Source organism: uncultured Jannaschia sp. (genome assembly GCF_947503795.1).
GTDB lineage: Bacteria > Pseudomonadota > Alphaproteobacteria > Rhodobacterales > Rhodobacteraceae > Jannaschia.
The window spans coordinates 363438-384311 of the sequence record NZ_CANNEZ010000001.1; the positions used below are offsets into that span (position 1 = coordinate 363438).

The 20874-nt window shown below is 69.8% G+C and carries 21 protein-coding genes and 2 riboswitches; of the genes, 10 read left to right on the forward strand and 11 right to left on the reverse strand.

Annotated elements, in window-relative coordinates; all coding sequences use genetic code 11:
- Positions 1–3: 3 nt before the first annotated feature.
- The 5 genes from Q0833_RS01910 to Q0833_RS01930 are packed head-to-tail and all read right to left on the reverse strand — an operon-like array spanning position 4 to position 4958.
- The gene (locus tag Q0833_RS01910) at positions 4–483 is read right to left on the reverse strand and encodes a Na+/H+ antiporter subunit E (RefSeq protein WP_298429703.1); all 480 of its coding nucleotides are present in this window, start codon (positions 481–483) and stop codon (positions 4–6) included.
- Positions 480–1982 carry a Na+/H+ antiporter subunit D gene (locus tag Q0833_RS01915; protein ID WP_298429705.1) on the reverse strand — a complete coding sequence of 501 codons (1503 nt, stop codon included), beginning with the start codon at positions 1980–1982 and terminating at the stop codon, positions 480–482. Before Q0833_RS01915 ends, Q0833_RS01910 begins: the two co-directional genes overlap by 4 nt.
- A complete protein-coding gene (locus tag Q0833_RS01920) occupies positions 1979–2332 on the reverse strand; it encodes a Na+/H+ antiporter subunit C (RefSeq protein ID WP_298429707.1) in 354 nt (117 codons plus the stop codon). Before Q0833_RS01920 ends, Q0833_RS01915 begins: the two co-directional genes overlap by 4 nt.
- A complete protein-coding gene (locus Q0833_RS01925; protein WP_298429709.1) occupies positions 2332–2754 on the reverse strand; it encodes a Na+/H+ antiporter subunit B in 423 nt (140 codons plus the stop codon). Before Q0833_RS01925 ends, Q0833_RS01920 begins: the two co-directional genes overlap by 1 nt.
- Positions 2751–4958 (reverse strand): putative monovalent cation/H+ antiporter subunit A, encoded by a 2208-nt coding sequence (locus Q0833_RS01930; protein ID WP_298429711.1) that lies wholly within the window; start codon positions 4956–4958, stop codon positions 2751–2753. Before Q0833_RS01930 ends, Q0833_RS01925 begins: the two co-directional genes overlap by 4 nt.
- A 127-nt stretch (positions 4959–5085) precedes the next feature.
- On the opposite strand from Q0833_RS01930, the gene Q0833_RS01935 reads away from it, so the two are divergent.
- Positions 5086–6006, forward strand: a complete 921-nt coding sequence (locus tag Q0833_RS01935) for a hydrogen peroxide-inducible genes activator (protein WP_298429713.1) — start codon at positions 5086–5088, stop codon at positions 6004–6006.
- Positions 6007–6116: 110 nt separating this feature from the next.
- Positions 6117–6275 carry a hypothetical protein gene (locus Q0833_RS01940; protein WP_298429715.1) on the forward strand — a complete coding sequence of 53 codons (159 nt, stop codon included), beginning with the start codon at positions 6117–6119 and terminating at the stop codon, positions 6273–6275.
- 7 nt (positions 6276–6282) lie between these two features.
- Here Q0833_RS01940 and Q0833_RS01945 read toward each other — a convergent pair whose 3' ends face one another.
- Both Q0833_RS01945 and deoC read right to left on the reverse strand, forming a co-directional pair.
- Positions 6283–8592, reverse strand: coding sequence for an aldehyde dehydrogenase family protein (locus Q0833_RS01945; RefSeq protein ID WP_298429717.1), 2310 nt, complete (start codon positions 8590–8592; stop codon positions 6283–6285).
- 60 nt (positions 8593–8652) lie between these two features.
- Positions 8653–9603, reverse strand: a complete 951-nt coding sequence (gene deoC / locus Q0833_RS01950; RefSeq protein ID WP_298429720.1) for a deoxyribose-phosphate aldolase — start codon at positions 9601–9603, stop codon at positions 8653–8655.
- 152 nt (positions 9604–9755) lie between these two features.
- On the opposite strand from deoC, the gene Q0833_RS01955 reads away from it, so the two are divergent.
- Positions 9756–10808: a hypothetical protein gene (locus Q0833_RS01955; protein WP_298429722.1), complete on the forward strand. Its 1053-nt coding sequence runs from the start codon at positions 9756–9758 to the stop codon at positions 10806–10808.
- A 25-nt stretch (positions 10809–10833) separates the two neighbouring features.
- Here the strand turns inward: Q0833_RS01955 and Q0833_RS01960 are convergent, their stop codons facing one another.
- On the reverse strand, positions 10834–11628 hold the full coding sequence (locus Q0833_RS01960) for an inositol monophosphatase family protein (protein ID WP_298429724.1): 795 nt from the start codon (positions 11626–11628) through the stop codon (positions 10834–10836).
- A 393-nt stretch (positions 11629–12021) separates the two neighbouring features.
- Between Q0833_RS01960 and radC the strand changes: the two genes are divergently transcribed.
- Complete coding sequence (gene radC, locus Q0833_RS01965) at positions 12022–12738, forward strand: DNA repair protein RadC (protein ID WP_298434918.1); 717 nt, start codon at positions 12022–12024, stop codon at positions 12736–12738.
- A gap of 41 nt (positions 12739–12779) precedes the next feature.
- On the opposite strand, the gene Q0833_RS01970 is transcribed toward radC, so the two are convergent.
- Entirely contained in the window at positions 12780–13697 is a 918-nt protein-coding gene (locus Q0833_RS01970) for a LysR family transcriptional regulator (RefSeq protein ID WP_298434921.1), read from the reverse strand.
- Positions 13698–13794: 97 nt separating this feature from the next.
- Between Q0833_RS01970 and Q0833_RS01975 the strand changes: the two genes are divergently transcribed.
- The 3 genes from Q0833_RS01975 to Q0833_RS01985 are packed head-to-tail and all read left to right on the forward strand — an operon-like array spanning position 13795 to position 15594.
- Positions 13795–14658 (forward strand): methylenetetrahydrofolate reductase, encoded by an 864-nt coding sequence (locus Q0833_RS01975; protein ID WP_298429726.1) that lies wholly within the window; start codon positions 13795–13797, stop codon positions 14656–14658.
- Between the two features lie 55 nt (positions 14659–14713).
- Entirely contained in the window at positions 14714–15190 is a 477-nt protein-coding gene (locus Q0833_RS01980) for a PaaI family thioesterase (protein ID WP_298429728.1), read from the forward strand.
- Complete coding sequence (locus Q0833_RS01985) at positions 15187–15594, forward strand: PaaI family thioesterase (RefSeq protein WP_298429730.1); 408 nt, start codon at positions 15187–15189, stop codon at positions 15592–15594. Before Q0833_RS01980 ends, Q0833_RS01985 begins: the two co-directional genes overlap by 4 nt.
- Before the next feature lie 18 nt (positions 15595–15612).
- On the opposite strand, the gene Q0833_RS01990 is transcribed toward Q0833_RS01985, so the two are convergent.
- The gene (locus Q0833_RS01990) at positions 15613–16341 is read right to left on the reverse strand and encodes a DsbA family protein (RefSeq protein WP_298429732.1); all 729 of its coding nucleotides are present in this window, start codon (positions 16339–16341) and stop codon (positions 15613–15615) included.
- 149 nt (positions 16342–16490) lie between these two features.
- Here Q0833_RS01990 and Q0833_RS01995 point away from each other — a divergent pair, with 149 nt between their 5' ends.
- Complete coding sequence (locus tag Q0833_RS01995; protein ID WP_298429734.1) at positions 16491–18488, forward strand: protein-disulfide reductase DsbD; 1998 nt, start codon at positions 16491–16493, stop codon at positions 18486–18488.
- A 22-nt stretch (positions 18489–18510) separates the two neighbouring features.
- Here the strand turns inward: Q0833_RS01995 and Q0833_RS02000 are convergent, their stop codons facing one another.
- Entirely contained in the window at positions 18511–19059 is a 549-nt protein-coding gene (locus Q0833_RS02000) for a gamma-glutamylcyclotransferase (RefSeq protein WP_298429736.1), read from the reverse strand.
- Between the two features lie 74 nt (positions 19060–19133).
- Positions 19134–19227, forward strand: a riboswitch (glycine riboswitch).
- Between the two features lie 3 nt (positions 19228–19230).
- Positions 19231–19293: riboswitch (glycine riboswitch) on the forward strand.
- A 34-nt stretch (positions 19294–19327) separates the two neighbouring features.
- Between Q0833_RS02000 and gcvT the strand changes: the two genes are divergently transcribed.
- Positions 19328–20449, forward strand: coding sequence for a glycine cleavage system aminomethyltransferase GcvT (gcvT, locus tag Q0833_RS02005; RefSeq protein WP_298429738.1), 1122 nt, complete (start codon positions 19328–19330; stop codon positions 20447–20449).
- Between the two features lie 17 nt (positions 20450–20466).
- Positions 20467–20823 carry a glycine cleavage system protein GcvH gene (gene gcvH / locus Q0833_RS02010; protein WP_298429740.1) on the forward strand — a complete coding sequence of 119 codons (357 nt, stop codon included), beginning with the start codon at positions 20467–20469 and terminating at the stop codon, positions 20821–20823.
- The last annotated feature ends 51 nt before the right edge of the window (positions 20824–20874 follow it).

The window sequence follows — 20874 nt, forward strand, 5'->3', positions numbered from 1 at the left end:
TCGTCATGCCAACGCCTCGCGCACCCAGCGCTCCATGCCGTTCTCGATATCCGAGGCGATCTTCTCGGGATCGTCGGCGAACATCGCGTGCACGAAAAGGGTGTTGCAATCCTCGGTCACGTCGAGGCTGAGCGTGCCGGGGGTCAGCGAGATGAGGTTCGTCACCAGGAGGACCTCGGCCTCGCCCTTGGCCTTGAGCGGCACCGCGACGATTCCGGGCCGGGCGCGGTGGCGCGGGGTCAGCACGTCCCACGCGACCGAGAGCGACGAGACGATCAGCTCCCAGTGGAAAAGCACGATCAGCTTGAGCCAGCGCCAGACGCGCACGAAATAGCCGCCGCCCCGGTTCTCGAAGAGCGGCTGGATGATCCAGAGCGCGAAGAACCCGACCACGAAGCCCACGGCGAGACCCGGCAGCGTGAACGTCCCCGTCAGCGCCGCCCAGGCGATCGCGAGGATCAGGTTCATCAGGAACAGGCTCATGGGCGCTCTCCCAGCACGGCTGTGATATAGGCGCTCGGGTCCAGCAGTTCACCGGCGGCGCGTGTCGCGACCTCCACGAATGGCTCGGGATAGAGGCCGATGAAGACCGTCATGGCGGCGAGCCCCGCGATCGGCAGCAGGAGGGCCGCCCGCTCGCCCAGGGCGAGATCGCGAAGGGTGGGGGTCACGCCCGAGGGATGCGGCGTCCAGAACGCGCGGCCCCAGATCTTCGTCATCGAATAGATCGTCATCAGACCCACCGCCAGCGCCGCGAAGGCGACGAACCAGAGTTCGAGGTCGAGCGACGCCTTCACGAGCACGTATTTCGCCCAGAACCCCGAGAGCGGCGGGAAGCCCGCGAGCGAGAAGGCGGGGATGAGGAACAGGAATGCGAGCAGCGGTGCGCCCTTGTAGAGCCCGCCGATGCGGTCGAGCTCGGTCCCGCCCGCGATCCGGTTCGCCACGCCCGAGACGAGGAACAGGTTCGCCTTCACGATGATGTGGTGCACGAGGTAGAAGACCGCCCCCATCACCGCCAGCGGCGTCATCAGCGCGAGGCCGAGGACCATGTAGCCGATCTGGCTGACGATGTGAAACGACAGGATGCGGCGGAAGTCGGTCTGCGCCGCCGCGCCCAGAACGCCCGTCACCATGGTCGCCACCGCGACCCAGAGCATCAGCGTGTGCGTGAACGCCACGTCCTGCGTGAAGACCAGCGTGAACATCCGCATCAGGGCATAGACGCCCACCTTGGTCAGAAGGCCCGCGAAGACCGCCGAGACCGCGAAGCTGGGCGTGTGGTACGATGCGGGCAGCCAGAAGAAGAGCGGGAAGACCGCGGCCTTCACGCCGAAGCCCACGAGGAACATCGTCGCGATCACGGTGATCAGGCCGCTATCCGCCTCCTGCACGGCGAAATGCAGGTCCGCGAGGTTCAGCGTGCCGGTCGTCCCGTAGAGCAGGCCGATGCCCGACAGGAACAGGATCGTCGAGATCAGGTTCAGCGTGACGTACTTGATGCCCGCATCCAACTGCACCCGCTTGCCGCCCATGATGAGGAGGCCGAAGGACGAGATCAGCATGACCTCGAACCAAACATAGAGATTGAAGAGGTCGCCCGTCAGGAAGGCGCCGGTGACGCCCGCGATCAGCACCTGGAAGAGGGCGTGGTATCCCAGCTCTTCCATGTCGTGGGTGACATCCGAGACGGCATAGATGCTGACCGCCAGCGCGGTGATCGCGGTGATGACCACCATGATTGCCGAGAGGGTGTCGGCCACCAGCGTGATCCCGAAGGGCGCGGGCCAGTCGCCCATCTGCGCCGCGACCGGTCCGTTGGCGAGCACATGGCTCAGGAGGAGACCTGCCGCGACCAGCGTCATGGCCGAGCCGAGGACCGAGATCCACTTCCCCTCGCTGCCACGGCGGAAGAGGAAGGCGAACACGGCCGTCACGAACGGCAGGATCAGCGGCAGGGGCAGGAGGATTTCGGGCGTCATTCGCGGGGCTCCGCGAGGCGCATCTCGTCGCTGTCGAGCGTCCCAAGGTTCTGGTAGCCGCGATAGACCAGCACGAGGGCGAAGGCGAAGAGGCCGAAGCCGATCACGATCGCCGTCAGCACCAGCGCCTGCGGCAGCGCGTTGGCCACGCCTTCGGGCGGCACGCTCTCGCCATAGGCGATCAGCGGCGGGGCCTCGGGGGTCAGGCCGCCGGAGGCGAAGATCAGGAGGTTCGCCGCGTTCGAGATCAGGATCAGCCCGAAGAGGAAGCGCAGCACGTTGCGCGCCAGCATCAGGTAGACCGCGGCCGCGACCAGCGCGCCGACCATCAGGGCGATCAGGGTCTCCATCAGACCTCCTCCTCGAGGGCGAGCACGATAGTCAGGACCGAGCCCAGCACCACGAGATAGACGCCGATGTCGAACACGAGGACCGTCGACAGGGGCAGGCCCTTTTCTGTCTCGGTTGCCCCGATAAAGAGCCATTGCCCGGTGAAGAACACGTCTCCGAAGAGATAGGCCGCCACGCCCGCGGCCAGCGCGATCCCGAGGCCCGCGACCGCGATGGTCTGGGGCTGGATGCGCAGGGCCTCGCGGGCGGCGCGGCAGCCATGGGCGATGGCGTAGAGGATGAACCCGGTCGCACCCGTCAGCCCGCCGATGAAGCCGCCACCCGGCTCGTTATGGCCGCGGATTAGCATGTAGAAGCTGAAGACCAGCAGGAGGCCCACGAGGATGCGTGTCGCGGCGCGGACGATCAGGGACGACTTCACGATCGCGCCCCCCGCGTGCCCCTGAGAAGCGCGTAGGCCCCCAGCGCCGCGATCACGACCACCGCCACTTCGCCGAAGGTATCGAGCGCGCGGAAGTCCACGAGGATGACATTCACGATGTTGCGGCCATGGGCGATCGGCACGGCGGTCGCCTCGAAGAACTCGGTCAGGCGCAGGTCCAGCGGGGCGGCCATCACGGCCAGCAGGACGAGCGTCGTCATCGCCCCGATCGCCAGCGCCAGCGCCAGGTCCCAGGCCCGTATGCGGCTGACGTGCTCGGGCAGGATATGGGGCAGCTTCAGCATCGCGACGGCGACGAGCACGACCTGGAGCACCTCGACCAGAAGCTGGGTGATCGCGACGTCCGGCGCGCCGAACATGATGAAGACGAGGGCCACGCCGATGCCGACCGTGCCCAGCGCCGCGATTGCGGTCATGCGGCTGTTGGTGAAGGCGGTCAGCAGCGCGCCGGCCAGGATGAAGATCAGCACCGACCAGTGCTTGGTGCGCAGATCCTCGAGCGGCGGGATGTCGGGCAACACGCGACCGTGCCACATCGCCGCGCCAATCGCGGCGGCGAGGGTCAGGAAGGTGACGAAGATATAGCGCCGGAGCTGCCCCGTCTGGATCACGGCGGTCAGACCGTGCGACCCCGCGGCGACGCCGTCCATCACGCGGTCGTAGCCCGGATCGAAATGCGGCTTGAACCGCGCGAGCCCATCCCGGAGCCTCGGATGCAGCGCATAGAGGATGAGGCCGAGGGCGAAGGTCGCGAGCGACAGCAGGAACGCGGCATTGACCTCCTTGAAGAGGTAGAGATCGGTATCGGCGGGTGCGCCCAGCACCGCGACCGTCGCGGGGGCCACCATCGTCTCGGCCCAGTCGGGCACGAGCCCGAAGGCGAGGCCCAGTGCGGCCAGCACGACGGGTCCCGCGAGCATCGGCCATGGCCCTTCATGCGGGGCGACTGGCGTCTCGGCGAGCGTGCCGGTGAAGGGGCGCCACGCCGCGATGCCCGCGCAGGCGAACATCAGCGCCGAGGCCACGAAGGCACAGCCGGTCACCCACCAGATCGCGGGGCCGTCGAGCGACGCCTTGTAGAGAAATTCCTTGCCGATGAACCCGAAGAGCGGCGGCAGGCCCGCCATGCTAAGCGCCGCCAGCATGCCGGCGATCATCGTCACCGGCATCTTGCGCCCGATGCCGCGCAGGACCGTGGCGTCTCGCGTGCCCGTGCCGTGATCGACCAGCCCGATCATCAGGAACAGCGCCGCCTTGTAGAGCGAATGCACCACGAGGAAGGCCATCGCGCCGAGGATCGCCGCCTCGGTCCCCAGCCCGATGAACATCACCAACGTGCCCAGCGCCATCAGCGTCGTGTAGGCGAGCACCTGCTTGATGTCGGTCTGCCGGATGGCGAGGACGCTGGCGAAGACGGCCGTGACGCCGCCGAAGATGACCAGCGTCCAGAACCAGACGTCGCTGCCCCCGAGCGAGGGGTTCATCCGTGCCAGGAGGTAGACGCCGCCCTTCACCATCGTCGCGGAATGCAGGTAGGCCGAGACCGGCGTGGGCGCGGCCATCGCATTCGGCAGCCAGAAGTGGAACGGCACCTGCGCCGACTTGGTGAAGGCCCCCGCCACGACCAGAAGGAAGATCGGCAGGTAGAGCGGGTGCTCCGTCAGCGTGCCCTCGATCTCGGAGATGTTGAACGTGCCCGCCGCCGTGCCGATCAGGACGATCCCCGCGAGAAACGCGAGCGCACCTGTCCCCGTGACGACCAGCGCCTGCAGCGCGTTCCGCCGCGACTTGGCGTCGTCGGCATTGTAACCGATCAGCAGGTAGGAGCTGATCGTCGTCACCTCCCAGAACACGAAGAGCGCCAGGAGGTTGTCCGACAGCACGAGGCCCAGCATCCCGACCATGAAGGCCATCAGGTACCAGACGAAGCGCGAATAATGCGCCTCGCCGCCCAGATAAGCCGTCGAGTAGAGCGTGATGAGCGTCCCGATCCCCGTGATCAGGAGCGCAAAGGTCAGCGAGAGACCGTCGAGCAGCAGTCCGATCTCGACCCCGAGCGACGGCACCCAGTCGAAGGTGAAGGTGACGACCTCGCCCGCGGATACGGCGGGCAGGAACTGCAGGAACCACGCAAAGAGCGCCGCCGGGATCAGCACGGAGATCCAACCGGCGGGTCCCCCCAAGATCCGTCCTTCGCGCGCCGCCATCGGGTCCTCTGCGTCAAGTTGAGGCGATACATAGCCGGAGGGTTTGATTGTTCAACCCATGGCGTTATCTGTTTTAGGATAGATACCGTCTATCGAGGTGCAAATGCCTACGCTGCAACAGTTCCGCTATCTCGTGGCCGTCGCGGACACGCTCCATTTCCGGCGCGCGGCCGAAACGGTGCATGTCACGCAGCCCACGCTGAGCGCGCAGCTCCGCGAACTGGAAGGCAAGCTCGGGGTGCAGCTGGTCGAGCGGTCGCGGGCCGGGGTCTCGCTGACGCCGGTCGGGGCGGATGTCGCCGCGCGGGCCCGGACCGTGCTGCGCGACGTGGCCGATATCGTCGACCTCGCGCGCACCGGGGCCGATCCGCTCGGGGGCACGATCCGCGTCGGCGTGGTCGGCAGCCTCGGCAGCTACTTTCTGCCGCTGGTGATCCCGGCGCTTCACGCCGCCTATCCCAAGCTGAAGTTCTATGTCCGCGAGGGGATCGCGACCGACCTGATGCGGCGGCTCAACGACGGCGCGCTCGACGCGCTCTTCTTCCCGCTGCCGCTCGAAGAGGCAGCACTCAATGTCGAACCGCTCTTTCACGAACCCCTGCAGGTCGTACTTCCGGCCGATCATCCCCTTGCCAAAAACCCCATCATCGAACGCGCGGCGCTGGCGGGCGAGACCGTGATGACGCTCGAGGCCGGGCACAGGCTGCACGACACGGTGGCCGCGCTGGCCGAGGAGGTGGGCGCGCATCTCTCGCTCGATTACGAGGGCACCTCGCTCGACACGCTCCGCCAGATGGTCGCCACGGGCCTGGGCCTTTCGGTACTCCCCGCGCTCTACGTCCGGTCCGAGGTCGCGCGCGAGGCGCTGGTCGTGGCCCGCCCGCTCTCGAACCCGGCGCCGGGGCGCGACATCGGCATGGTCTGGCGCAAGACCTCCGCCGGGCACGCAGCCTATGCGCAGATCGCCGCCCTCATCCGCGACACGCTGTCGAAGGACGCGCCCGAGGTCACGGTCATCGGCTAGGCGCGCCGATCGCCCCCCGTCCCGCTGCAATTTTGCCATGGTTGCGGCATCACGATGTCCAGATCGCGCCTTAACCCACGTCCCCACCCCCATCCGATCGGAGGCGTGCCATGAAGTGCATCGATCTACCTTATATCGGCGGCGTCTGTGCGCCCGACCTGCATGTCAGCATCGCCGGAAGCACCTACGACCTCACCAGCCCGGGCGGCTTCGCGATCCTCGCGCTGGTCGTGGCCTTCGCGCTCTTCCTCTTCCGCTCGCCCGCCTGAGGCCCGCTCAGACGCCGAAGGGCACCCAGACGGTCTGAACCTCCGTGGCCGCCGCAAGGAACGGGGCGGCGTCGGTCGCCTGCCAATCCCGCGCGCGCCCGTCATTCACCCAGGTCCGCTTCAGATCGGCCGCGGATTCGCGCTCGATGACGTCCGAGATGCCCGCGTCCGAAAAGCTCCAGACCGCGTCCACGCCCAGATGCCCCGCCATTTGCGGCGCAAGCACCGCGTGTTCGCCGGTCAGGATGTTGACGACACCGCCCGGCACGTCCGACGTGTCGAGCACCTGGTAGAGATCGGTGGCACTCAGCGGCGCCGTCTCGGGCGCCACCAGCACCAGCCTGTTGCCGGTCGCCAGAGCGGCCCCGATCACCTGCGCCATCGCGGTCAGCGGCCGGGCCTCGGACGCAAAGGCTCCGATCACCCCGACCGGCCGGTTCAGCGCCAGCGCCAGCCCGCCTATCGGCACGCCGAGCGTCCGACCATCATGCTTGTCCGCCCAGGCCGCCCAGCGGAAGAGATGCCGCGCCGCATCCTCGGCCGCATCCGTCGCACCCTGCGCCACGAGACGCGCGTCGAACTCCGCGCCCCGCGCGGCCAGGTTCTCGGCCAGGTAATAGAGGATCTGCGCGCGCAGGTGCCCGGTCGTGCGCGACCAGGACGCCGCACCCCGCGCCGCCTCGACCGCGTTCCGAAGGTCCTTGCGGTTGGCAACGCCGACCTCGCCCACGATGCCCTTCGGGCCCGCGACGGTGCGGGAGTAGCCGCCGTCGGGACGTGCCTGCTTGCCGCCGACATACATCTTCGCGGTCCGGTCGATGCCGCCCGGCCCGTCGCCCTTGGCCACGTGCCGCTTCACCGGCTTCAGCGCCGCGCCGGAGGCGGGACGCAGATAGGACGCCAGCCCAGCCATGCCGCCCTCGCGCCCGAAGCCGCTCTCCTTCATGCCGCCGAACGGGGCGGCGGCGTCCATCATGTTGGTCCCGTTGACCCAGACGATTCCCGCGTCGATCCGCGGCGCGGTGTCGAGGGCCACGTCGATATCCTGCGACCAGACGCTCGCCGCCAGGCCGTAGGTCGTGTCGTTGGCTAGCATCATCGCCTCGGCGGGCGTGCGGAAGGTGGTCATCGCGATCACCGGGCCGAACACCTCTTCCTGCATCAGCGGATCGGCGGAATGGACATCCGTCACCAGTACCGGCGGCAGGAAACACCCCTCGGGCGCCGTGCCGCGATGGATGGTGCCGCCGGTGCGCGCCAGCATGGCCTCGATCCGGGCCTTCTGCTCGGTATGGACGAGCGCGCCCATGTCGACCGCCTTGTCGAGCGGGTCGCCCACGCGCACCTTCGCCATCCGCGCCAGGAGCTTCCGCTCGAATGCCTCGGCCACGCCCTCCTGCACCAGAAGCCGCGAGCCCGCGCAGCAGACCTGCCCGCCATTGAACCAGATCGCGTCAACGACGCCCTCGACCGCGCCGTCGATATCGGCATCCTCGAAGACGACGTAGGGCGATTTGCCCCCCAGCTCCAGCGTCAGGCCCATGGCGCGTCCCGCCGTCTCGCGCCGCAGGATGCGCCCGACCTCGGTCGAGCCGGTGAAGGCCAGCTTGTCGATCTCGGCGGCGACCAGGGCCGCCCCCGTCGCGCCGTCGCCCGTGACGATATTGACCACGCCCGGCGGCACGCCCGCCATCTCGCAGACGTCGGCGAAGAGGAGCGCGGTCAGCGGCGTCCACTCGGCGGGCTTCAGGACCACGGCGTTCCCCATCGCCAGCGCCGGCGCGATCTTCCACGCCAGCATCAGGAGCGGGAAGTTCCACGGCACGATCTGGCCGCAGACGCCCCAGGGCTCCGCGCCCGGATGGGTCTCGCCCCGCAGCGCCGCGTGGCCGGCATGGTGGTAGAAATGGCGCGCCGCCAGGGCGACGTCGATGTCGCGGCTCTCCCGGATCGGCTTGCCGCTGTCGAGGGTTTCCAGCACCGCAAAGAGGCGCGAATGCTTCTGGAGGCCACGGGCGATCGCGTAGAGCACTTCCGCCCGCGCATGATCCGGCGCCGCGGCCCATCCCGCCTGCGCCTTTCGTGCAGCCTTCACCGCCGCGGCCACATCCGCCTCGCTGCCTTGCGTCACCTGCGCCAGCTCGGTCCCGTCGGCGGGATTCAGCGTCGCGAAGGTCGCGCCCGGCGATTGTCGCTTGCCGCCGATGTAATGCCCGAACGCGCGCCCGTGCCCGTCCAGCCAGGCATCCGCCTCGCCGCGTCCTTCGGGGGCGGGGCCCCAGTCCATGCTTTCGAAAATCTCAGCCACGCGGGTCATCTCTGTCCTGTCTTCCTCTGGCCATAAGTACCTCGGGGGTCCGGGGGCTGGCCCCCGGCCTCACCCCACGGCGTGCCGGTGCCCGACCGAGTACCGGCCGGTCACATGATGCTCCAGCTGGCGCTCGATATCGGCCAGCAGCGACGACGCGCCGAACCGGAAGAGATCGGGTCGCAACCAGCGGTTCCCCAACTCTTCCTTCAAGAGCGCCAGATAGGTGATCGCGTCCTTCGCCTTCGACACGCCGCCCGCGGGCTTGTAGCCGACCTTGAAGCCGCTCATCGTCTCGTAGTCGCGGATCGCGCGCATCATGATCAGGCTGACCGGCAGCGTCGCGTTGACCGATTCCTTGCCCGTCGACGTCTTGATGAAATCCGACCCGGCGGCCATGCAGACCATCGAGGCCTTCATCACGTTCTTCAGCGTGCCGAGCTCGCCCGTCGCGAGGATCGCCTTCATATGTGCGTCGCCGCAGGCCTCGCGCATGGCGCGGGTCTCGTCGTAGAGCGCTTGCCAGTTCCCCGTCAGCACGTGCCGGCGCGAAATCACGATGTCGATCTCGGACGCGCCGGCCTCGACGCTCGCCTCGATCTCCGCCAGTCGGAAGCGAAGGGGCGAGAGCCCGGCCGGAAAGCCCGTGCTCACCGCCGCGACAGGCAATCGGCCGTCCAGCGCGGCGACGGCGGCGGGCACCATCTCGTGATAGACGCAGACCGCGCCCACGGTCAGGTCGGGCAGGCCGATCGCCTCCAGCAGGTCGCCGCGCACCGGGCGCAGCGCCTTGGCGCAGAGCCGCCGGACGCGGCCCTCGGTGTCATCGCCGGCGAGCGTCGTCAGGTCGATCATGCTGATGGCGCGCGCCAGCCATGCCGCCTGCCAATCCGTCTTGACCGAGCGACGGCCCGGCAGGGTCGCCGCGCGCCGCAGCGTCGCGGGCGTGTTGACGCGAACGCCGTCGACGACCGAGCGGTCGAAGGGCAGTCCGGCGTTGCGGGGAAGGTCGTGCGTCACGGGCGGGCCTGAGGTCTGGTGGCGGATCGGGCGCCGGTGGGACGGGCCGCGGGGCCCGTGCTGACGCCTCAAAACCGTTGCATGCAGCCGAGCCGGGTGCAACCATGACGCCAAGGTGCCTGGGGGGCACCGACCGATCAGGAGCGATCCTTTTGACAGACGCGACCCCCGGCGCGCATCCCCCCGGATCCATCGGCTGGCTCAAGACCGTGACCCGCGACCTGACCGGCCGTGGCGTTCTGCGCATCACCGCGCCGGGCGGGCCCGGCCGCGCGTCGATGCGGGTCGAGCTGGAGGACGGCACGACGGTCATCGCGACCCGCCGGGCCAGCGCCGCCCGCGCCGCCGCCGAACACGCGGTGCTGGACGCGCTCGCGGCCGAAGGCGCGCCGGTGCCCGCCCCGATCGGCTTCGCGGACGGCCTGCTTTTGCAGACCGATGTCGGCGCACACCGCCTCTCGACCGAGATGGCCGGGTCCGACACCAAGCGCCGCGTCGCGCTCGCCGCGGGCGCGCTGGCCGCGCTCGACGGCTGCCGTGCGGCGATCATGCGGCGCCCCGAACTGGTCGCGCGCCTGCCCGGACTGGGCATCGAGCCGGCCTGGGCGGAGGAGTTCGTCTCGCGTCCCGTCTTCCTTTCGGGCGATCTCGGAATTGCGCAGCCGAAGATGGACTTCGAAGCCGTCGCGACCGCACTCGCCGCCACACCCAGCCGCTTCCTGCGCTGGAACGCGCCGCTCGCGAAGGCCTCCGTTCAGGACGCGGGGACCGTAATCTGGTACGATTGGTCGCTGACCGGTCGCCGCACCGGGGTGGAGGACGTCGCCTGGGCGGTTTCCGATCCAGCCTGGGGGCTCGACCGGGCGACCACCGACGGGCTGATCGAAGGGCCCTGCGACGGAGACGCCGACGCGATGGCGATGGTGCGGCGGATGGCGACGCTCCTGGCCGCGAACCGGTTGGCCCGCATGACGGCGTCGCTTCGCACGGAGGGGTGGGCGGACGCGGCCACCGCGCTCCGGCAAGGACGCGACGCGCCGGTGGCCGAGAACCTGCCCGGCTGGACTGCGCGCATGTCCGAGCTTTGTGCCGACGACGCGCATCTGGGTGGGTTCGCGCCCTGGTTCGCGGCCGTGCCCGACGCGATGGCCCGGCTCGCCGAGCCCGCGGCGGACCGCCGGGGCGATGCGGCGGGAGCCGCCTGACGCCGTGCGGATCTGGTCTGACGCGTCAGTCGCGCTCGCGCAGGGTTCCAGCGAGCTTGTCGAAGATCGACCCGGAGGCGGCGATGACATGCCCGTCCTCCAGAAGCGTCTGGTCGCTGCGGATCGGCTCGACCATGCCGCCCGCCTCGCGCACGATCAGGATGCCCGCCGCGATGTCCCACGGCTTCAGCCCCCGCTCCCAGTAGCCATCGTAGCGACCGGCGGCGACATAGGCGAGGTCGAGCGACGCGGCCCCCCAGCGACGCACGCCCGCGCAGGCCGGCAGCAGGCGTCCGAGATCCTTGAGGGTCGCCGGGAGGTAGCGGTTTGACGCGAAGGGCAGGCCCGTCGCGAAGACGCAATCGGCCATCGTGCTGCGCCCCGACACCCGCAGCCGCACCTTGCCGTCGAGCCAGGCGCCCGCGCCCTTCTCGGCCCAGAAAAGCTCGTCCTTGGCCGGGTCGTAGACGACGGCCGTGACCACCTCGCCCTTGTGCTCCAGCGCGATCGATACCGCCCAATGGGGCATCCCGTGCAGGAAGTTCGTCGTCCCGTCCAGCGGGTCCACGATCCAGCGCCGCGTCGGGTCCTTGCCCTCGACGGGATCGCTCTCCTCGCCGAGCCAGCCGTAGTTCGGCCGGGCCTCGGTCAGGTCCTCGCGGATGATCTCTTCGGCCGCGCGGTCGGCGCGGGTCACGAAATCGCCTGGGCCCTTGCGGCTGACCTGCAGGTTCTCGACCTCGCGGAAGTCTTTCACGAGGCTGCGACCCGCCTTGCGGGCGGCCTTGATCATCACGTTGAGATTGGCGCTGCCCTGCATGTCGGCCCCCGGAGTTCGGTCAGGCGCGCCGTGTAACGTCTGCCGCGCGGCGGGGCCAGCCCCGTTTCCGCGACCGTTAACGTCGCGTTCACATTTCGGTCCCTAGGCTCAACCGCAAGTGGAATCGCGGCGGGAGCAGACATGCGGAGGAGATCGGCGTTGGGATGGGACCCGCTGCGCGCGCTTCTGAGCGGACGGGGCGACGACGACGCGATCCCCGTTTACCGCGAGGCCGAGGCCCCGCCCTCGGGCGGCTTCTCGGAGGCGAGCCATCGCGGCGCGATGGAGCTGGACGCGCGATTGCCGCCGCCCGGCACGCCGACCCGCCCCGCCTGGACGCCGAAGCCCAAGCCCGGCGGCCGTCTGCATCCCAGTCAGGCGGCGGGCGGCGGCATGGTCACCGGGCCGGACGGGCGCGCACGGCCGCATTACCACGGGCACCGCGCCCGCCTGCGCGACCGCTTCCTGTCGGGTGGCCACGCGGCGATGCCGGAATACGAACTGCTCGAGTTGCTCCTCTTCAATGCTATCCCCCGGATCGACGTCAAACCCCTCGCCAAGCGTCTTCTGGCGGAGTTCGGCGATCTCAATGGCGTCGTCGCGGCCTCCGAGCGGCGCCTGCTCGGGGTCGAGGGCGCGACCGACCGGGTCTATCTGCAACTCCGCATCGCCGAAGCCTTCGCACAGCGGATGGGGCAGGCGCGCGTCCTCGACCGCTGCATCATGTCGTCCTGGTCCGATGTCGTCGCCTATTGCCGCACCACGATGGCGCATCGCGACACCGAACAGTTCCGCGTCCTGTTCCTCGACCGCAAGAACGTCGTCATCGCCGACGAAGCGCAGGGCGAGGGCACGGTGGACCACGTCCCCGTCTACCCGCGCGAGATCGCGCGTCGCGCGCTGGAGCTGAATGCCTCGGCGCTGCTGCTCATTCACAACCACCCGTCCGGCGATCCCACCCCGTCCGACGCCGATATCGAGATGACTGCCCGGATCGAGATCGCCTGCCGCGCACTCGACATCGTGATCCACGACCACATGATCGTCGGCAAGGACCGCGAAGTGTCGTTCCGTGCGCTGGGGTTGATGGAGGATCCGGCGGCCACCTGAACTATCGGGACGGGCCGTAGCCCACAATCGCGCCCCGGATGTCAGGTCAGCGCATCCATCCGCTGCAACTTCACCGGCTCCGTCCGCATCAGCCGCAGCACATGAGCCATGTAGGGCTTGGCGGCATCGTCGGAGCGGACCGCCCCGAACAGCCGCCGCGTGACGCCCGTCGCCGTCAGCGGGCGGGTGACGTAGTCGGAGTTGTAGCGGACTTCGCGCACGACCCAGTCCGGCAGCACCGACACCCCCCGGTTCGACGCCACCAGCAGCAGGATCACCGCCGTCAGTTCGACCTGCCGGATCGCCGCCGGTTCCACCCCGGCGGGCGTGAGAAGCTGGCTGAACACGTCGAGCCGCGGCCGATCCACCGGGTAGGTGATGAGCGTCTCGCCTGCGAAATCCGCCGCCTCGACGAAGGGCTTCGCCGCCAGGGGGTGCGCCGCCGAGGCGAGGAACACCGGCTCGTAATCGAAGAGCGGCGCGAACTCGACGCCGGGCAGCGCCTCGGGGTCCGAGGAGACAACGAGATCCACCTCCTCCTTCTGGAGCGCGGGAAGGGCCTGGAACTGGAGGCCGGGCCGGATGTCCACGTCCACCTCGGGCCAGGCGCGTCGGAATTGCTCGAGCACCGGGAAGAGCCATTCGAAACAGGCGTGGCACTCGATCGCGATATGCAGCCGCCCGGTGCGGCCCGATTTCAGTCCCGCGAAATCCTGCTCGACCGCCTCGATCTGCGGCAGCACCTGCTCGGCCAGCCGCAAGAGGCGTTGGCCCGCGGGCGACAGCGTCATCGGCTTCGACCGCCGCACGAACAACTCGACGCCGATCTGTCCCTCGAGGTTCTTCACCTGGTGGCTGAGCGCGCTCTGGGTGATGTTCAGCCGATCCGCCGCGCGCGCGAGGCCACCGCACTCCGCGATCGCCTTGATCGTGCGCAGATGCCGGAACTCCAGATGCAGCTTCATCTCGCGCGCCTCATGTCGAACTTGAAGATTATGAGCCTGTCTCACGAAACCGGATCGCGGCACAAGGGTTGGACCCCGAAGGAATCACGTCATGCCCACGCCCACCGTCTCGTTCGAATTCTTCCCGCCGAAGTCGTTGCAGGGCAGCTTCCGGCTCTGGGACTGCGCACGGACGCTGGCGCCGCTGGGTCCCGAATGGGTCAGCGTGACCTACGGCGCGGGCGGCACCACGCGTGAACTGACACGCGAGGCGGTCGGCGCGCTGGGCGCGGAGTTCGACCTGCGCGTCGCGGGTCACTTGACCTGCGTCGATGCCAGCCGCGCCGAGACGATGGAGACCGCGCGCGGCTTCCGGAAGGCGGGCGTGTCGGACATCGTGGCGCTGCGCGGCGATCCCCCCGCGGGGTCTGATGGCTTCGTGCCCCACCCGGACGGCTTCTCCAACTCGGTCGAGCTGATCGAGGCGCTGGCCGCGGACGGCTTCACCATCCGCGTCGGCGCCTATCCCGACCGCCACCCCGAGGCGGCGTCGGACGCGGCCGATGTCGAATGGCTCAAGCGCAAGATCGACGCCGGCGCCTCCGAGGCGATCACCCAATTCTTCTTCGTTCCCGAGACCTTCCTGCGCTTCCGCGACCGCTGCGTCGCCGCCGGCATCGACGCGCCGATCGTGCCCGGCCTCCTGCCGGTCGAGAACTGGTCGAAGACGCGCGCCTTCGCCGCCCGCTGCGGCGCGACGATCCCCGACGATCTGGCCGCGGCCTTCGACGTGGCCGAACGCGACGACCGCGCCGAGCTCTTCGCCGTGGCGCAGGCGGCCGAATTGGCCGACGCGCTGGTCACCGAAGGCTGCGACCACCTCCATTTCTACACGCTGAACCGGCCGGACCTGACGCGCGATGTCTGCACCGCGCTGGGCCGCACGTCCCGCGCCGCCCTCAGCCGGGTGGCCTGACGCTCGGCACGGGGCTAGGGTCCGCCGACGACCCCAGCCGCAGCGGAGCCACCCGATGTTCGCCGACCGCCCCGAGGATCTCGCCTCCCGCGAGACCGTCCTGTCGATGTCCGGCCTCGAATTCATGCGTGCGATCCGCGACGGCATTCTGCCGCAGCCGCCGATCGGCCGGACGCTGAACTACCGCGTGACCGAGGTCGAACCGGGGCGCGTCGTCTTTACCGGCGCTCCGACCTTCGATCACACCAACCCGCTCGGGACGGTGCATGGCGGCTGGTATGGCACGCTGCTCGACAGCTGCATGGCCTGCGCCGTCCAGACGACGGTGCCGCGCGGGCGCATCTACACGACGCTCGAATACAAGGTGAACGTGACGCGCAACCTGCCCCTCGGGACCGAGATCGTGGCCGAGGGCATCGTCAGCCATGCGGGCCGCAGCACGGGCGTGGCCGAGGGCACGATCCGGGGCATCGCCGACGGCAAGCTTTATGCGACCGGTTCGACCACCTGCATCATCATGGACGGCGCATGAGCGAGCTCGCCGACAGGATCGCCGCCAGCTTCGCGCGGCAGGGCCTGATGGGGACGCTGGGCGCGCGACTGACCCATATCGCGCAAGGCGAGGTCCGGATCGAGGCCGAGGTGCGCCCCGAGACCGCGCAGCAGCACGGGGCGGGACATGCGGGCCTGACCTTCGCGATCGCGGATTCGGCGGCGGGCTATGCCGCGCTGACGACGCTCGATCCCGGGTTGGAGGTCGTCACGTCGGAGTTCCGCATCTCGCTTCTGGCCCCGGCGACCGGGCGGCTCGTAGCGACCGGGCGGGTCGTGCGGGGCGGACGCCGCATCATCGCGGTCGCGGCGGATGTGCATGGCGACGACGGCGCGCATGTGGCCACAGCGCTCGGGACGATGGTGCCGGTCAAGGCGGGCTGAGACGCCGCGAGGCCGGGGTCAGCCCCCGTCGCGCACCGCGTCGATCATGTCCAGCATCTGCGCCGCCTCTACGAGGCCCGGCGCCGTCTGGTCGCCGATGACGAAGCTCGGCGTGCCCGAGAACCCGAGGCTCTGGGCCAGCCGCATCGACTGGTCGATATGCGCCTGTACCGCCTCGCCCTCCATGTCCGACCGCAGCCGGTCGGTGTCGAGCTCCAGTTCGGCGGCGATGCGCATCACGCTGTCCTCGTCCAGACGGCCCGGCGCGCTCATCAGCGCCTCGTGCATCCGGTCGTAGGCATCTTGCTCGCGGGCGGCGAGGGCGGCGCGGGCCGCGAAGACCGACGCTTCGCCGAGGATCGGCCATTCCCGCATCACCACGCGCACATCCTCGTCGAGCGCCAGCACCTGCTTCACCTCGTCACCCGCGCGGCGGCAATAGGGGCAGTTGTAGTCGAAGAATTCCACGACGGTGACGTCGCCATCGGGATTGCCGAGCACCGGCGCATTCGGATCGGCTTCGAGCGCGCCGCGCCCGTCGTCCAACGCCGCCTGGGCGGCGGCAGCGGCGGCCTCGGCCTCCTCGGCCTGGATCAGGCCGACGGCCTCCATCACGATCTCCGGGTTCTCGCGGATCGCCTCGAGCACGAGGGCCTTGATCTCGGCATCGCTGCGGTCGGCGGCGGCGGGAAGGGCCGTCAGAAGCGCAAGGGCGGTGGCCGTCATCGTAAGGGTCAGGGGGCGCATGGCGGGATCTCCGGGTGCAGGTCGGGCGCGAGGGTGCCGCGCGCGCCCGCCGGACACAAGGGGCGCGGGCCGGTGCGGTTCGGTCACGATCCCGTCACCATAGCGCTTCCGACCTGTCGCAGGCCCCGCCGCGCGGCCTATCTGGCAGGATGATCCGCCGCGTCGCCCTCCTCATCGCCGCCCTGTCGGCGCTCGCGTTGCCGCTCCGCGCGGCCGAGTCGGTGCCCGCGCTGGGCAACCAGGTGACGGCGACGCTTCTGACGGCGACCGACGGGGTGACGGGCGAGACGATCTCGGCGGGCCTCCGGATCGAGCTCGCCCCAGGCTGGAAGACCTATTGGCGCAGCCCCGGAGAGGTCGGCCTACCGCCGGAGCTCGACTGGTCCGGCTCGGTGAATGTCGCGGACGCGGCGCTGGCCTTTCCCGCCCCGACCCGGTTCGAGGCGTTCGACATCCAGAATTTCGGCTATGAGGGCGCGGTGACCTTCCCGCTGACCATCCGGGTCGCCGACCCGACGGCGCCGGCGCGGCTGGATGTCGCGGCGAACCTCCTCGTCTGTGCCGAGATCTGCATCCCCGAGACCCTTACCCTGACGCTCGACCTGCCGGTCGGTGGCGACATGGACGAAGGCGCTGCCGCCCAGATCTCCGAGGCCGTGGCCCGCGTGCCCGGCGGCGCGGAGACGGGTCTCTCGGTGACGAGTGCGCATCTCGATGCGACGGCACTTACCGTCATGGCCCGCGCCGAGACCCCCTTCGCGGCGCCCGACCTCTTCCCCGAGCGCGGCCCGCAGGCCAGCTTCGGCGCGCCCGATATCCGTCTCACCGACGGTGGCCGGACGCTCTGGGCCCGGCTGCCCGTCCTGTCCGCGGGCGAGGGGCCGCTCACCGTGACGCTGACCGACGGCGCGCGGGCCGCAACGCTGGACGCGCCGCTGGCCGCCACGGCGCCGCCGCCGCCGACCGGGGCGGCAAGCCTATGGTGGATGATCCTGATCGCCGCGCTGGGCGGGCTGATCCTGAACGCCATGCCCTGCGTTCTTCCGGTCCTGTCGATCAAGCTGGCCTCGGCGCTTCAGGCACAGGACCGCGCTCCCGCGCGCATCCGTGCGGGCTTCCTCGCGGCGGCAGCGGGCGTCCTTGCCTTCTTTCTTGCGCTGGCCGCGGTGGTGATCGCGCTCCGCGCGGGTGGCGTGGCGGTGGGCTGGGGCATCCAGTTCCAGCAGCCCGCCTTCCTTGCGCTGATGATCGGGCTGATGGCGGTCTTCGCGGCCAACATGTTCGGCTGGTTCGAGATCGGTCTGGGGCAGGGCGCGCAGACACGGATGGCGACCGCGGGCGGCCCCGGCCTCGGCGGCGATTTCGCCACCGGCGCCTTTGCCGCCATCATGGCGACGCCCTGTTCGGCCCCCTTCATCGGGACGGCGGTGACCTACGCACTGACCCACGGCCCCGTCGAGATCGTGGCCCTGTTCGGCGCCATGGGACTGGGCCTCGCCACCCCTTATCTCCTCGTCGCGGCCCGCCCCGATCTTGTGCGCCGCCTGCCGCGGCCGGGCCGCTGGATGGGCACGGTTCGCGCGGTGCTGGGCGGTCTGCTTCTGCTGACCGCGCTCTGGCTTCTGTCGGTGCTCTGGGCCTCGGCGGGGTTGCGCGTGGCCCTCGCGACCGCGCTCGTGGCGGCGGTCCTCCTCGGCGCGCTGGCGCTGCGTCTGCGGCCCGCACTGACCGCGACGGCCGGGATCGCGGCGCTGGTCGCGACGGCGCTCCTCCTGCCCGTCGCGCCGGCCACACCCGTCACCGACGGCCCGTGGCAGCCATTCGACCAAGCCCGCATCGCGCCCGCCATCGCCGCGGGCGAGGTGGTCTTCGTCGACGTGACCGCCGACTGGTGCCTCACCTGCAAGGCCAACAAGCGCCTTGTCCTCGACAGCGCGGACGTAGCCGAAACCCTGTCGGGCACGGTGCGGATGCGGGCCGACTGGACGCGGCCCGACCCGGCCATCGCCGCATATCTGCGCGATCACGGCCGCTTCGGCATTCCGTTCAACGCGGTCTACGGACCCCGCGCGCCCGAGGGCATTGCCCTGCCGGAGCTCCTGACCGAGGCCGCCGTCCTTGACGCCATCGCCGCCGCCGGGAACTGAGCGCGGCCTAGGGTTTCTCGAACTAGCCTAGGGCGCCTCTTCCGGACGCGTTGGCCCCGCCCAGCCACCCATCGACCAATGCCGTCACCTCCGCCGACACGGCCTGCGTGCGGGGATAGAGCGGCGCGTCCCGGTCGTCGCGGATCGGCGCGTCCCACCCGTCGGTCGTCGCGAAGAACCGCGCCACGCCCTCGGGGCCGAATTCGGCCAGGTATCCCTGCACCACGACGTCGAGATAGGATCGCAGAATCGGATGCGTGTCCGTCGCCGGACCGTGCAGCCCGTCCGGAATGTAATAGATCGCCGGGCCCTCGGGCAGCGGCACGCGCAGATAGGCCGCCTCGCGGTCGTCAAGCGCCAGCCAGTCGCCCGCCGGGACCGCCGCCGTCAGCCCGTCGATCCGCGTGCCGGGGTCCGGCACGGCCGTCAGGAACGCGACGGGCCGCAGGGGCGTATGGCGCCACGCGCGCCGCCAGCCGCCCACGGTCAGCGGGGCCGCGTCGGGATAGGCATGGGTCAGCCGGTTCACGAGGCTGCCATAGCCGAAGAAACGGGGCGGGGCGGTCTCCATGCGGTCCGTGATGCCGGGCGCCGGGCGCGCACGCCACCCCTTGCAACGCGGCGGCGAAGTTTCCTATAGGAAACGCATCACGACTCGGGAGACGCTGCCCCATGCGGGCAGGGCCGAAGGAGCAACCGCCCCGGTAAACTCTCAGGCGCAAGGGACCGGTCGTGACGAAGACTCTGGAGAGAGGCCCGAACGGGTCCGCCGAAGGGATAGCGATCTCAGGCGCACGGGACAGAGGGGGCGAGGAAACCGCATCGCGGAGGCTCGACCCATGGCCGATGACACCACACCGCCCCTGCCACTCCCGCTGGCTGACCTGCACCACGAACTCGGCGGCAAGATGGTCCCCTTCGCGGGCTATGCCATGCCGGTCCAGTATCCCATGGGCGTCATGGCCGAACATCTGCACACCCGCAACGCCGCGGGCCTCTTCGATGTCAGCCATATGGGCCAGGTCATCCTGCGCGGCGACGGCGCGGCCGAGGCGCTGGAGCGCCTGATCCCGATGAACGTCGCGGGTCTGGCCGAAGGGCGGCAGCGCTACGGCCTCCTGACGCTCCCCGATGGCGGCATCGCGGACGACCTGATGTTCGCCAATCGTGGCGATCACCTCCTGTTGGTGGTGAACGGTGCGATGAAGCATCTCGACATGGAAATCCTCACGGCGGGCCTGCCGGATCACGAGATCACGCTCTTGGACGACCGCGCGCTCCTGGCGCTGCAAGGGCCGAGGGCGGCCGAGGTGCTGACCGAATTGGTGCCCGGCGTCGCAGGGATGCGGTTCATGGATGTCGCCAGCCACGACTGGGACGGAGCAGAGCTCTGGATCAGCCGCTCAGGCTATACCGGCGAGGACGGCTTCGAGATCAGTGTGCCCTCCTCGCGCGCCGAGGCCTTCGCGCGCGCGCTTCTGGCCCATGATGCCGTCGCACCCATCGGGCTCGGGGCGCGCGACTCGCTCCGGCTTGAGGCCGGGATGCCGCTCTACGGACAGGATCTCACCGCCGAGATCACGCCCGTCGAGGCCGACCTCGCCTGGGCGATCCAGAAGGTCCGCCGCACGGGCGGCGACCGCACGGGCGGCTTTCCCGGCGCGGATCGCATCCTCGGCCAACTTGACGCGGGCGCCGACCGCCGCCGCACCGGGCTTCTGCCCGAAGGCCGCGCGCCGATGCGGATGGGCGTGATGCTCTATGACAGCGAGACCGCTACCGCGCCCGTGGGCACCGTCACATCCGGCGGGTTCGGCCCGACGATCGGCGCGCCGGTTGCGATGGGCTACGTGCCAGTGGCGTGCGCCGCTGGCACGACGCTCTATGGTGACGTCCGGGGCAAGCGATTGCCCGTGACCGTGACCGACCTTCCCTTCCACGCGCCGCGTTACGTGCGCTGATTCCGAGAGGCCCCACCATGAAGTTCACCGAAGACCACGAATGGCTCGACACCAAGGACGAGATCATCACCGTCGGCATTACCGAACACGCCGCGACCCAATTGGGCGACGTCGTGTTCATCGAACTCCCCGAGGTCGGCCGCACGGTCACGAAGGGCGAGGAGATCGTGGTCATCGAAAGCGTCAAGGCCGCCTCTGACATCACCGCGCCGCTCGACGGCGAGATCACCGAGGTGAACACCGCGCTCTCGGACACGCCCGGCCTCGTGAACGAGGACGCTGAGGCGGCGTGGTTCTTCAAGATGACGACCACCACCCCCGAGGAGATGGACGGCATGATGGACGAAGACGCCTACAAGGACATGATCGGCTAGCGACCCCGCCGGCCAGGCGGGACCGGCGGCGGCGCGTCCGCCCCGGGTCCG